This is a genomic window from Vibrio sp. Isolate33 (assembly GCF_022397895.1).
In the GTDB taxonomy this organism is placed as follows: domain Bacteria; phylum Pseudomonadota; class Gammaproteobacteria; order Enterobacterales; family Vibrionaceae; genus Vibrio; species Vibrio pomeroyi.
Window position 1 is genome coordinate 242600 of sequence record NZ_JAKEUP010000003.1, and the last position, 13528, is coordinate 256127.

The window sequence follows — 13528 nt, forward strand, 5'->3', positions numbered from 1 at the left end:
ACCATTTAGGTACAGCATCTTTGCTGCACCTTCACTTCTGTATGGTGGTTATTCATCAGACAAAACCACGCAGCAATTAAGGATATAGAATAAGCCTGACTCAAAGTAAAATATAATCGTTTGTAATTATCGTTATCATGGATAAAACCTATCGAATTAATGATCTAAATCATAATCATTCAATATTGATAATAATATTTAGAATATAATAATCATGAACTTACATGACTTCATGAACTAGTTCCAAGGTTCTCCCTTTTTCATCATAACTCACTAATTTTTCGATATTTTGTGACCTAACCGTAAAGTCGCAGCGATATTTCTTGCCGTTCTCGTTAAGTTAAGCTCTGCCTCTTGTAATACTTTTCCTAAAGTTTGTGGCGATCTTACGGTCCCGAACAAGCTGCTCATTTCACCATATAAGGCTTCGACGTCAATACCTAATGATCCGGCAATCCCTATAGTCGGAATACCTTGCAAGCTCGCACGTTTAGCAATGCCATAAGGCGTTTTGCCTTGCAGGGTTTGGTTGTCCATTTGCCCTTCACCGGTAATCACAAGGTCTGCGCCTTTCAACACTTCATCGGCTTGTAAAACATCGAGTACCATCTCAATGCCGGGTTTAATCTGCATATTGAATAGCAAGCCAAGTCCCATAGGCGTGCCACCAGCCGCGCCATAACCAGTGCGCTTATGAACGGGTTCATCGCCACTAACACAACTCTGCATCTCAGCTACGTGAGCAAAGTTCGCAAGCGCTTTATCCAGCATCACAACTTGTTCTGGACTTGCGCCTTTTTGTGGACCGAATATATGGCTGGCACCGTTTTCACCACACAGCGGATTATCCACATCACACGCGACAATCAACTTTATATCAGCACAGCGTGAATCTAGACCTGTTAGGTCAATAGATGCTAACTCCGCTAGCGCAGCACCACCTCGGCTAAGCTCTTGCCCCGCATTATCTAACAGTGTCCCACCTAACGCTTTAACAATACCCGCTCCACCATCATTGGTCGCACTGCCACCTAATCCAAGAATAATAGTTTGAGCACCCTGCTCTATCGCTTCTAATATCAGTTGCCCAGTACCGAAAGAAGAGGCAACCAAAGGAGCTCGTTGGGCTGGCGTCAGTAAATCCAATCCAGATGCTGCGGCAATCTCAATCAGTGCGGTTTTGTTTGGATTACGCGCTGACGGTTCAAGCATTGCCCATTCTGCGTTTACAAGCTCACCCAGCGGCCCTTCTACTTGGTGGGTTAGCTTCTGCCCCACTAAACCTTGCAGCAACACATCTACTGTCCCCTCTCCTCCGTCGGCCAAAGGTAAGGTCACATAGTCAGCGTCTGGGAAGATTTCACGAAAGCCCTTTTCAATACACGCCGCCACCGATACCGCCGATAAAGATTCTTTAAACGAGTCTGGTGCAATAACAATTTTCATACTGATAAATCCAAAGGAATAATAATTTTGATAGGTTGCCGATCCAAAAATGCCCCTATGTCAGATTAGCAAGCCAATCAAGCAATAGGGGCAGTATATAAAGGAATTAGTAGACTCATCACGTTGCAGAGATTGAACCACCCAGTTTGTGAGAGAGATCGACTACTTACATATTGGAATCATAGTTTGAGAACATCGACCGAAACTTTAGACTTGGTAGAGTAGAGTTAAATAAATCGATAATGATATAGTCCACCAAAATCAAATACCTTGGACACGACCATGCATTCTAGCGACATCATCAAATTGGCTAATTTAGGCGTTAATATCGAAATTTCAAAAGACTCTTCATTGCATCCTTCTGATGCGTTAGAAGTGGTAAAGATTGTTGCTGAAATCGGTAGCCAAATCGTTATCAAGAAGAAATACCACACGGACTACCTCATTCAGATGGCTGAAGTGGGTCGTGATCACGTGACGATCGCTGTTTAAACGCAGCCACTATTTCGACATTGACAGAACCTCAGCTTCAAAAGTTTAGAGCGACATGTTGATATAAAAATGCAGCATATTGGGGGCAATATGCTGCATTTTCTCTTTTCGTTAGGAACATGGAGAACGCAAAGAGAAACTCGTTAAGCATCCTAAATAGAGCTAGTGGTCAAACAACATCGGAACACCCGTCTGAACACACACTTCATTCAAGCGTTTTTGTGCCGTAAGTATATTCTCTTTCCAGCATTCATCTTGAGCCCACATCTCGATCACGAGTGGTACAACGCACTCAGTCTCTTTCAACGTTTCAAAAATGGCATTGAAGTCAACTTCACCATCACCAATCACTAAGTCTCGGAATTGCCCTTTGTACTCGTCAGTCACTTTATACGTGTCTTTGAGGTGGATCTGAGTGATATGAGGCTTACTCAGTTTTAGCTCAGTCACTATGTCGTAATTCCAACCAGAGATATTGCCCACATCCGGATACGCCGTGAAATACGGTGAATTAACTTCGCGACTCAGCACTTCGAACTTACTCAAAGAGTTCAGGTAATCGGTGTCCATGATTTCCACGGCAAGCATTAGGCCCGATCTTTCAGCCAACTGCGCCGAAAGCTTCATTCCTTCAATGAACCTCTGGTGAGTTACTTTATCAGCAGGCTCATAGTAGACGTCATATCCAGCCAGTTGGATGGTACGAATACCCAATTTGTAAGCCAACGAGATAGCCTTCTCCATATGGATAACCGCTTGTTCACGAATCGCCGGATCTGCTGAACCAAATGGGAACTTGCGATGCGCGCTTAAACACATGGATTGCAGAGGTACACCATGCTTTTCACACAGGCGACGTAGGGCATACACTTCCTCGTCATTCCAATCTAAGCGGCTGCGGCGCTCGTCTGATTCATCTACCGATATCTCAAGAAAATCAAAGCCGAGTTCTTTGGTTGTTGCCAGCTTATCTTCCCAGCTAAGTTCGTTAGGTAGGGCCTTTTCATAAAGCCCTACACGGTGGCGTAACAAGTTTTGATACATAACGCCTCCTAGTTCCAGTAGCGATCGATCTGAGCTTTTAGTGCTTCTGCTGTTTCTTTACCTTTGTCACCCGCAAGTGCGCGACCCGCGATAAAGGTTTTCGCTTTAATTCCTTCAAATAGGTATAGGTCTTCAGGCACGATGCCCCCTGTGATAGAAAGCTCGATGCCCATTTCAGATAATGCACGCATCTTCACAAGATCCTCTTCTGTCCAACCCACACCCGCTAATTCAGCGTCACGAGAACGGTGGTAAATCGCTTGTGAAATACCTAGGTCGACCCAAGATTGAGCGTCATCCATTGTCCAGTTGCCGTAAATTTCGATTTGGATTTCACCGTTAAATTCGTCAGCGACTTTCTTACATGCACCAATGGTTGCGATGTGTGCAGCCGCAGAAACTGTTATCCAATCAGCACCGGCTTCGAATGCCATGCGAGCCAAAATCGCGCCACCATCTGTTGTTTTCATGTCACACACAAGGATATGGTCTGGGTGATTCTTACGAAGCGTAGAAACCGCCGTCATTCCTTCTGCAAACGCCAAAATAGTGCCTACTTCAATTACATCAACAAAGCTTTCAACGTTGTTTGCCACTTCAATGGCAGCAGGAAGGTTTGTTTGGTCTAGGGCGATCTGAATCATTGGTTTAGTCATGTTGTTATCCTTTAATTTGTTCACGTATTAGACGGGCTAAGCCGTCATGGTTGTTATCTGTTGAGCACACGCACTGAACGTGTGACTTGACGATGTCATCAGCATTGAGCATCGCTACGCCTAATCCGGCGTACTTAAGCATGGAAATGTCATTGTGGTTATCGCCGACGGCAATCACGTCAGTCGGTTGGTAACCTAGGTCTGCGATGTATTCAGCAAGGCGTAGGCCCTTACTGTTACCTTTCGCAGAAAAATCAATTCGGTTTGACCAAGAACGCTCACCGTTGAAGTTCTCTTCTATCCATGGGTGTTGCATTAAACGGTCTACCGAGTCTTGGCTGCCTTCCACCACAAACTTCCAAACATGTTCGGCTTGCTGAGCCACTTCAGTGAATGATTCCACTTGGTATATTTGAGGTCTGTGTTCCTCCGGTGCGGTTTCAGCCCAGCTTTCCAACGCCAGCATGTAAGCAAATGGGTTGTACTGTGAGTACGTCATAGCATGTGTGATGTACATGACCATTTTGAGTTGAAACTCGTCAGCCATATCGATGAAGGTAAGCGCCTTATCTTTCTCTATGGCGTTTTGAGTCAGTACCGTTTCAGTCTGATAGTCATAAACATAAGTGCCGTTACAGCAGATGATTGGCGTATCTAATCCCAATTCGTAGTAGTAAGGTCGCGCAGCTGTGTGGTGTCGACCTGTAACAATCACGACATGACAACTTTTTTTGGCTTCTTGAATCGCCTTTTTTACCTCTGGATGAATCGTGTGATCATCCTTTAACACGGTTCCATCGAGATCTAACGCCAGCACTTTATACATAGAATCCTCTCACTTATTCCCTGAAATCAGGCCTAATCAATATTGAAACTACTTAGAATCGAAACTCGTTGAACGGCAAATTTAAACGGCTTACTTAAACAAAAGCCGATTTACTGTTGGCCGTAATAAGCATTTTCACCATGCTTACGCAGGTAGTGTTTGTCGGAAAGCTCTGGCTGAATTTTGATGCCGCTGTTCAAGGTGCGCGTTGCCAATGCCATTGCAGATACTTCCTCTAGTACCACCGCGTTATGAACGGCGTCGTTAGCGTCTTTACCCCAAGAAAATGGCGCATGTCCTGCGACAATCACGCTTGGAACTGCCATAGGATCAATTCGGCGCTGCTGGAACTCTTCAATGATCACTAGGCCGGTATTTTTCTCGTACTCTTCAGAGATTTCAGAGTGAGATAAACGACGCGTACATGGGATATCACCGTAGAAGTAGTCTGCATGCGTGGTGCCCAAAGCTGGAATGTCGATACCGGCTTGCGCCCAAATCGTGGCACTGCGTGAATGCGTATGAACAATGCCACTGACCTCAGGGAAAGCTTTGTACAGCTCTAAGTGAGTCGCTGTGTCACTTGAAGGGTTAAGCTTCCCTTCAACAATGTTGCCTTCTAGATCGACGACGACCATATCTTCAGCGGTCATGTCGCAGTACTCGACACCCGATGGTTTAATGGCTATTACGCCGTTAGCACGGTCAAACTCAGAGACGTTTCCCCAAGTGAAAGTCACCAAACCGTATTTAGGAAGTTGCAAATTGGCTTCTAAAACACGTTGTTTCAATTGGCTATATTTAGACATCGTTGCCTCCTTACGCCGCTTCCGCTTGAAGCAATGCAGCATCAATTAAACGCGCCACTTCTTCTGGGCTTTTGCATGCACGAAGTTTCGAGAAGTCTTCATCGAATTCAATCAAGTTCGCCACTTGCATGGTGCCTTCGATGTGCTCTTCTGAGTCTTTACCCGCTAGCGTGATCAACACATCTACAGGCTCATCAACACCTTCAAACATGATTGGCGTTTCAAGTACAGTTAGTGCAAACCCAGTACGAATAACACCGTCTTCAGGGCGGCAATGCGGCAGTGCGAACGCATCGTGAATACAGATATAAGGACCTTCTTCACCAATCGCTTTGGTAATCGCGTCGTAGTAACGCTCTTCTGCAATACCCGCTTTCACCAATGCATCAGTCCCAAGCTTGATCGCCGCTTTCCAGTCAGCCGCTTTAGCGTTGAGTAGGATAGAGTTGTTCTGGATAAGAGATTCTTTTAGGTTCATGTTATTGCTCACTTATATAATTGTTTTTATTGGCTCAGTAGCGCTATGCCACTGAGCCATTTTCATTATTTGTGGAAGTTATTCTCGATGATGGAAACCAGCTCGTCGCCGAAGGTTTTCACCATAATCATGTTCTTCACTGCTAACTGCTGTTTGCCCTCAGGAAGCCCCGTGATCTTCGCTGCAAGAGCAACCGAAGTAACGATGATGTCGAATGAGCCAAGGTGCGATTTGTAATCCGTGATAGCGCTGTTGAATGTCGTGCTTGGGATGCCTTTCTTGTCCAAGTACTCTTTGATTTTCTTAGAGCACATCATTGAAGAACCTTGCCCAGAACCACAGCACACTAAGACGCGAACTGGTTTCTGCTCAGCTGCTGGCGACACTCGATTTTCTGATGTTATAGAAGTAGCCGTTGCAGAAGCCGATGGTGTTTCAGTGGTTGCTGTCGATTGTTGTGGTACCGCAACTTCAACCTCAATGCCTTCAGGCGTTACGGCAGTCATTGTTTCAGCAGCAGCTTCTGCGTCTTCTTCAGCTCGTAGTTGCTTAGAAGCGAAGTACATGTAGATGCCAGCCAAAGCCAAAATCACAAAGAAGAACATGCTAGAGCTTGAGATACCTTGCATGATTGGTGGGAATACTAGAGCCCAGTCAGCCATGCCCATCCAGCCATTAAACTCAGTACCTGATTGAGCGAAGATATGGATTGCCCACGCAGAGCCAACCACTTCGATGATGCCCATCACGAAACAGATCTTCATCACCGCTTTCCAGCCACCAAAGTGGTTAGCAAACACGCCGATGGTTGCGTTCGAGAAGAACATTGGGATAAAGCCAGGGATGATCATGATTGGTGCGTCAAACGCGAGCATTGCAAGCACTGCCGTAAATTGACCCACTGCACCCCACATGAAACCGAATACCATTGCGTTCGGTGAGTAGGCATAAATAGCCGCACAATCGATTGCTAAAACAGCGTTTGGAATAAGACGTTGTGAGATACCGTTAAAGGCCTCAGACAATTCAGCTACGAACATACGAACGCCGGTTACGATAACTTGAATCGCCACTGCGAATTTCAAACCCGTTTCGAAAATGTAGATAAGCCAGTGAGTCTTGCCTGCCATGTCTTGAAGGTTATCAAGACCGAACGAAAGAAGAATAATGCCGAAGAAGCCAGTCATCACTAACGTTGTTGCAGCGATACTGTCGTGGAAAATGTGTAACCACTTAGGCAGTTTGATGTGGTCAACACTGTCGTTCTTGTCGCCAAGCTTCGGTGCAACCTTGGTGGCTACCCATGAAGCAAACTGTTGTTGGTGACCAATCGAGAAACCCGCACCGCCAGTGACTTCTTGAGTCGGCTTGAACATGATGTTTGACGAAATACCCCAGTACAACGCCATCAATATTGCAGAGTAAATGATGGTTTCCCACATGCTTGCGCCAAGCACGAAGTAGAAAACAGCAATAAGGCCAGCTTGCTGGAACATGATATGTCCAGTCAGCATGATGGTTCTGATACCTGTAATACGACGGAAGGCAACAAGAAGAATGTTCAGCCCAAGTGCCAGTAATACTGCATACCCAACCCAAGAGTAATTGTCGCCCATGGTTTCCATGGTGGACATCATGGAGGTGTACGGGTCAATCACCGACCCCGTCAATCCATGTATTTCACTCATTTTTTCAATAACTGGTTTGAAACCCGCTACCAATGTTCCCGCACCTACCTGCACTATCATGAAACCAACGATGGTTTTTATAGAGCCGGAGATAACAGTTGTTGCGTCACGTTTTAAAAGGATGTAGCCGAGACAAGTAACAAGACCGAGTAGCAACGGTGCTTTGGTCATTACCTGACTGTAAAAAATATAGAAAATATCATATAAGAATTCCATATCTTTACCCCTGGTTAGTTTTTAATTTTAATGATTTGTAGGATGTGATGATTCTAAGTTTTGCTCACGAACTAGACTTTATCAATCAAAAGTAATCATTCAATGCTCACTTGTGATTACTTTGATTTATGTCAATTAACCACACTAGGAATACGCCTAATTGAGCTTGGGATCACACACAAAAACAATAAATTATTTAAAATCAATGGCTTATAAAACATTGTGATTGAGATCCTATTTTTATATCGATGTAGTTTGACAATCATGATGGTGATTATTAGAATCAAAACAAATCAAAAGTAATCATCAAATTGTCACAACGACATAAAGAGTGATAAATATGAATGAAGTACAAAGACATAACGGCATCGTGTCGCTGTTAGAAGATATGCAGACAATCAACGTCTCACATATCATTGATAAATTTAGTGTTTCACCAGCAACTGCAAGACGTGATATCGCTAAATTAGATGAGCTAGGCCGACTTCGAAAGATTCGAAATGGGGCAGAGAGAGTAGAAACTCAGAAAAGAAAGTGGTCACCACTGAATATCAACAGCACTGAGTTCTATGAAGAGAAATCTGAGATTGCACAAGCAGCCGCTGGGCTTTGTCAGTCGGGTGATACAGTCGTAATCAACTGCGGTTCTACGGCTTTTCTACTTGGCCAACAGCTATGTGGGGATGACGTTCAAATCGTAACGAACTACTTCCCACTCGCAAGCTACTTGATCAACGAGGATCATGACGATGTCATCATCATTGGCGGTCAATACAACAAAGCGCAGAACATCTTTTTGAATCCAGCCCCTAATTCACTAGGCGGTTATGCAGGAAACTGGATGTTCACTTCAGGCAAAGGCTTAACTGACGCCGGGTTATATAAAGCCGACATGTTAACAGCCGTCGCTGAACAGCAAATGCTTGAACAGGTTGATAAACTCGTGGTGGTGGTCGACAGTTCAAAGGTTGGACAACGCACCGGAATGCTCTTTTGCAATACCAAGCAAATAGACATCGTCATCACCGGTAAAGACGCCAATCCAGAAGTTGTTAAACAGATTGAAGCTCAAGGGACGCAAGTCATCTTAGTTTAAATCACAGGGCAACCTGCCCTCCCAATAATAATAAATTCAGCTCAGTGCCTTAATCCAAATTAAGGCGCTCGGCTCCCTACATCCAAAATTAATCAAATTATTGAAATAAAAGGTATTATCATGAGCAATGTAAACGAAATCACTCGCGAGTCTTGGATCCTAAATACATTCCCTGAGTGGGGCACATGGTTAAATGAAGAGATTGAACAAACAGTTGTGCAACCGGGTACGTTTTCTATGTGGTGGCTGGGTTGTACGGGTATTTGGCTAAAATCAGAAGAAGGTGCAAACCTATCAATGGACTTCTGGTGTGGTACTGGTAAAAAAACACAAGCCGTACAAAAAATGAAAAACCAGCACCAAATGATGCGTATGGGCGGTGTGGAAGCACTTCAACCAAACCTACGTACCGCGATCTTCCCATTGGACCCTTTCGCTATTAAAGAGATCGATGCAGTTATGGCATCTCATGACCACGGCGACCACATTGATATCAACGTTGCAGCGGCGGTTCTACAAAACTGTGGCGACCACGTTAAATTCATTGGTCCTAAAGCGTGTGTTGATTTATGGATGAAATGGGGTGTGCCAAAAGATCGTTGTGTTATTGCTAAAGTTGGCGACGAGATCAAAATCAAAGACGTGAACATCAAGGTCCTAGATGCGTTTGACCGTACTGCACTTGTAACACTACCAGAAGGCACTTCTTCTATAGACAAAGAAATTCTAGACGGCATGGATGACCGCGCGGTGAACTACTTAGTAGAAACAACTGGCGGCTCTGTTTACCACTCTGGTGACTCTCACTACTCAAACTACTACGCTAAACACGGTAATGATCACAAGATCGACGTTGCACTGCTTTCTTACGGTGAGAACCCACGTGGCGTAACAGATAAAATGACATCTTCAGACATTCTTCGTGCTGCTGAGTCTTTGAACTGTGAAGTGGTTGTTCCGTTCCACCACGACATTTGGGCAAACTTCCAAAACGACCCACGTGAAATCGAGATGCTTTGGAATATGAAGAAAGAACGCCTGCAATACGGATTCGCTCCTTTCTTCTGGCAAGTAGGTGGTAAATACACTTACCCAACAGATAAAGGTCGCATGCACTATCAACACTTCCGCGGCTTTGCTGACATCTTCAAAAATGACCCAGAACTGCCATACCGAGCATTCTTGTAATCATTAGTAACCACTTTAAATAGGGAGCGATTCGCTCCCTTTTTTCATCATCGAATAAGGACATTGATATGGTATTACGCGAATTTAAGAATCACTTTAGTCGTGGCGATTTGAAAGCAGCCATTGGTGTTGTTTCACCTTGTGCGAATGGCTATTACTTAATGGTGAAAAGCAATCAGTGGGGTGTGAATAGTTTTCTCGAATCTGATAGAAAGATGCAACCCAGAGTATTTAAGACTCAACAGGCGCTACTGAATGCGGCAAAAGCGATCGGTTTTCCTTACCACTCGATCGATATCCAACATCTCTAACCGCTCATATTCCGATTAAACTAAACTCGTAGAGAACCGTTACTCCAACTTAAGAAGCAAGTTATTCACCTAACGAATACAATAAAACAGAAAGCATTTATTAATCCACTCGATAAAAATAATTCTTACAAATAAGCGTGTTTATTCGTTAATAATATTGTTACTCAGCGGCATAATAGTCACGAATCCATTCAACGAGTTAGGTTATGTTCTGCAAGCGCCTTTTGGCATTGGTTTTACCCATTTCTGTTATCTTTTCTACGCACGCTGAAACCTTTGGTGAGCGAATAGAGCGCATCGAGCAAGAAAATGCATTAGCGAAAACAATCAGCGAGACACAAGCAGAGCTCATACAGAAGGTAGTACAAACCAACCACTGCGCCAAAGTGGCATTAGTCCATCATCATCGGATTTTAGGCCAATACAAAAAGCCAACCTCGTCTTCTGAACTATTCGTTAAATGGCGAGAGCTAGGCAAGCAACTAGACAGCAAATATGAGACGAATTACCCGGGCTATCCCAAGCATGTATTTCAAGAATACCCAACCGCTTCAAGCAAGGTTGATGGTTATCTCTTTGCTCTAATCGACAATGGTTTGAATGAAAAGTCATGGATCGCCAAAGAGTTCAAGCAGTGCAAAAACAATAAGCTAATCTCAAGAACCTAGCTTCGATTTCATGGTCAGGGCTTCCCCGAAAAGAAGCCCTTTTAACAAGTGACATCACTTTCAATATCCGCCTAATAAAGTAAGAACAGTCCTTCATAGCCACCTATCTCTATTTGCGTGACATATTCTCCGATGTTGCCGTTTGCATCGACAGGCTTCATCGGCACGTCTAATACAATCGTCAGTTTCTCTGCCTCATAAAAGCTCGCGTTCTTACCGTTGAAATCCGTACGGTACAACACTCGCCCCTTATCAAACTCTCTCGCCAACACCATATCTTCAGGGCCACCAGCCACAACTGTTCGCTCAGACTGATGTAAGAAATAGGTATAAGTAGGCAATACGTGTGTCATTCCATCGGGTAAGTCTACATGCACCATTTCATTCATCGAGGAATCACCAACAATGGTGTAATCCGCAGGTACAGGCGTAGTTGTCGAAAGCATCAAGGGAATGGCTTCAAAGCCTTCAGGTATGAGATTGCTCGGTTCTCCTAAATCGACCGCCAATAGCTCACTTGGTTGATAAGCGACATTTTTCGGCACACCATTTTTCCAAAAGTTATCCGCTGTGGTGTTGTCACTCCCATAAACATAACCATTGTTCCACTGGTTGAAATAGCTGTGTTGCGAATGATGATTCAAGTAATAAATCGCCAATGCTGAGTATTGGTCTTGTCGCCAGTTTTGTTCAGAACCACCAAAGAACTGAACACGACCAAAACGCGTTGTCGCTTGAAAGATCACGCTTTGATCGGCATACGCTAATGCCGAGTTATCCCAAAACTTGGAGATACCCGAATAACCGCTAAAACCAGTCGATGGGAACACGTAGTGCTCCCTGAAATACAAAGAGCCTGCTTCCACAAGGTGAGATTGACCATTACGCCCAAGTAAGTTGGCTGTCCCTATATTCAAGCCTATCAAGGCATCACGATTGAGAGTTGCGAGGCTTTTTAAGAAAGCAGAAAATTGCGCTTTATAAAGATCATCGGCCTCGGTAGAACCCGCCACCAACCCTAGCTCTTGCACCGTGCCACCAGAGTGAACATAAAACTGGTTTCCCCCAAGCAGCTTGCTGGTATCATCGTTATAAGCACCATTTAGCCCCTGCTCTACCCAGCTTTTCTGATAATAAGCGTGAACCGCCGATAGGTAATTGAGATCGGCGACATTAGCTAGCGCCCATGAAGAACTCTGACTCCACATTCGGCCAAATGGCACCACGCGCGACTCCCAACGAAATCGAGCGGTGGCATTTTTATTGGTGCGATTTTTATATTCACTTTGTGACAAGTAGTTGTCTTGATTCAAGTCGGCTGACACATCAAAACCACGGATCTTACGCCACTGGCTAATAACATTCCCATCAGGGGTTGTTTCAGGCGCATCGGTTAGCTTCACCACAGGAAAACTGTTTCTGAGTTTCACTTCTTTGAGGCGCGGTCTGTTATTGGCGTTATCACCTTGCCAACGAATTCTCATCACATACAGACGCCCGCCGTCACGCACAAAAGTAGAACCGAAATATTGGCCTCCGCCATAGCTAGCGCCACTGCCGTCATGAGTTGTAGCCCTTACCCAATCAGATGGAAGGTTCCACAACACAGATTGGTTCTTGGTCATGTTGAGGGTTTTGTCTTTCTTTAGATCCAACGCAGACCATTGTGATACCTGCCCATGGGCATCAACTTCTGTTGGATACTCAAGCCAAAATTGACCACCAGAGGCGAATTGAGAGAACTTTAGTGTCAGCCTATCGAACTGCTCTGCGTGATACACATAAAGCGCACCGCCTTGTTCGAAGTTCTCAAACACATCCGCATCCCAAGGCGGTTGTTGATAGAGCCAAAACCCGGCATGATCTTCACTTGCGGTGTAACCGACGATCATAGGTTTTCGATTAAGAAGGGTATTTTCACCGTGGCTTTGGTCGACTTCAGCAATCACTGTATCTTCAGCGAAATGCAGAAAGAAGTCTTCATAATTGGCACCGTTTAGCGCTGTGTTATTGCGAAGATCGTTTTCTAACCAGCCAGAGTTTATCTCCAACTTTTGGTTGTACATGTAACCAATCGCTGTAATTCGCTCATTGTCAGCTTTGTCTGCATAAGAGCCAAACACGATATCATTGTTTGTGATTTCCCAATCAATGACATCAGTTGCCGACATTGTCGAATCGCTTAAGTCGACACCTTGCTGGTGTGATCCGGGCAATACAATCGCTTTACCAGCAGCAAAAGCGTTACTAGCGGTTAGGTAGAATGGAATAAGTGCTAGTAACCATAAAATGTAGGGGTTCATCATTCAGTTTTCCTAATCGATACTGTCGTTACTCAAAAATACGAGACGAAAAGTCAGCCAACTTACGTGTCAATTTAGGAATCAAAATACGAAAAAAGTATCGGTTAGAAACATGTATTGATCAAGCTCCATCGGCTCAGTATCTCTTGCTTCGAAAAATACCTCCTAATACATACGTAAAGTCAGCACGTTAGAACGAAAGCTAAAAACTTATAATCTTAATTTTGCTGACAAGCTAAGTATTCCAGAATCACGATTCTCGGCTTCACTTTTTCTCATTATGAGAATTAAGTCGAACGAACAGTGA

13 protein-coding genes are annotated in these 13528 nt (G+C 44.4%); 5 read left to right on the top strand and 8 right to left on the bottom strand.

Features of this window, described 5'->3' with window-relative positions:
- Positions 1–273 precede the first annotated feature (273 nt).
- Positions 274–1446, bottom strand: coding sequence for a glycerate kinase (locus L1D37_RS07690; RefSeq protein WP_239847455.1), 1173 nt, complete (start codon positions 1444–1446; stop codon positions 274–276).
- 282 nt (positions 1447–1728) lie between these two features.
- Between L1D37_RS07690 and L1D37_RS07695 the strand changes: the two genes are divergently transcribed.
- Positions 1729–1938 (top strand): hypothetical protein, encoded by a 210-nt coding sequence (locus L1D37_RS07695; RefSeq protein ID WP_009845895.1) that lies wholly within the window; start codon positions 1729–1731, stop codon positions 1936–1938.
- A 162-nt stretch (positions 1939–2100) separates the two neighbouring features.
- Here L1D37_RS07695 and L1D37_RS07700 read toward each other — a convergent pair whose 3' ends face one another.
- The 6 genes from L1D37_RS07700 to L1D37_RS07725 all read right to left on the bottom strand — a co-directional run bounded on the left by L1D37_RS07700 (position 2101) and on the right by L1D37_RS07725 (position 7655).
- A complete protein-coding gene (locus L1D37_RS07700) occupies positions 2101–2982 on the bottom strand; it encodes an L-ribulose-5-phosphate 3-epimerase (protein ID WP_239847456.1) in 882 nt (293 codons plus the stop codon).
- Between the two features lie 8 nt (positions 2983–2990).
- Positions 2991–3638 (bottom strand): 3-keto-L-gulonate-6-phosphate decarboxylase UlaD, encoded by a 648-nt coding sequence (locus L1D37_RS07705; RefSeq protein WP_009845897.1) that lies wholly within the window; start codon positions 3636–3638, stop codon positions 2991–2993.
- Positions 3639–3642: 4 nt separating this feature from the next.
- Entirely contained in the window at positions 3643–4464 is an 822-nt protein-coding gene (locus L1D37_RS07710; protein ID WP_239847457.1) for a pyridoxal phosphatase, read from the bottom strand.
- Between the two features lie 110 nt (positions 4465–4574).
- Positions 4575–5273 carry an L-ribulose-5-phosphate 4-epimerase gene (locus tag L1D37_RS07715; RefSeq protein ID WP_210468325.1) on the bottom strand — a complete coding sequence of 233 codons (699 nt, stop codon included), beginning with the start codon at positions 5271–5273 and terminating at the stop codon, positions 4575–4577.
- 10 nt (positions 5274–5283) lie between these two features.
- Positions 5284–5751, bottom strand: coding sequence for a PTS sugar transporter subunit IIA (locus L1D37_RS07720; protein WP_019827025.1), 468 nt, complete (start codon positions 5749–5751; stop codon positions 5284–5286).
- A gap of 65 nt (positions 5752–5816) precedes the next feature.
- The gene (locus tag L1D37_RS07725; protein ID WP_239847458.1) at positions 5817–7655 is read right to left on the bottom strand and encodes a PTS ascorbate-specific subunit IIBC; all 1839 of its coding nucleotides are present in this window, start codon (positions 7653–7655) and stop codon (positions 5817–5819) included.
- Positions 7656–7995: 340 nt separating this feature from the next.
- On the opposite strand from L1D37_RS07725, the gene ulaR reads away from it, so the two are divergent.
- The 4 genes from ulaR (at position 7996) to L1D37_RS07745 (ending at position 10918) form a co-directional block, all read left to right on the top strand.
- Positions 7996–8751 (top strand): HTH-type transcriptional regulator UlaR, encoded by a 756-nt coding sequence (gene ulaR / locus L1D37_RS07730; RefSeq protein WP_019827029.1) that lies wholly within the window; start codon positions 7996–7998, stop codon positions 8749–8751.
- 120 nt (positions 8752–8871) lie between these two features.
- Positions 8872–9939, top strand: a complete 1068-nt coding sequence (ulaG, locus tag L1D37_RS07735) for an L-ascorbate 6-phosphate lactonase (protein ID WP_239847459.1) — start codon at positions 8872–8874, stop codon at positions 9937–9939.
- 68 nt (positions 9940–10007) lie between these two features.
- Complete coding sequence (locus tag L1D37_RS07740) at positions 10008–10250, top strand: hypothetical protein (protein ID WP_132981751.1); 243 nt, start codon at positions 10008–10010, stop codon at positions 10248–10250.
- Between the two features lie 206 nt (positions 10251–10456).
- Entirely contained in the window at positions 10457–10918 is a 462-nt protein-coding gene (locus L1D37_RS07745) for a hypothetical protein (RefSeq protein ID WP_239847460.1), read from the top strand.
- Positions 10919–10989: 71 nt separating this feature from the next.
- Here L1D37_RS07745 and L1D37_RS07750 read toward each other — a convergent pair whose 3' ends face one another.
- Positions 10990–13221, bottom strand: a complete 2232-nt coding sequence (locus tag L1D37_RS07750; RefSeq protein WP_239847594.1) for a hypothetical protein — start codon at positions 13219–13221, stop codon at positions 10990–10992.
- Between the last annotated feature and the right edge of the window lie 307 nt (positions 13222–13528).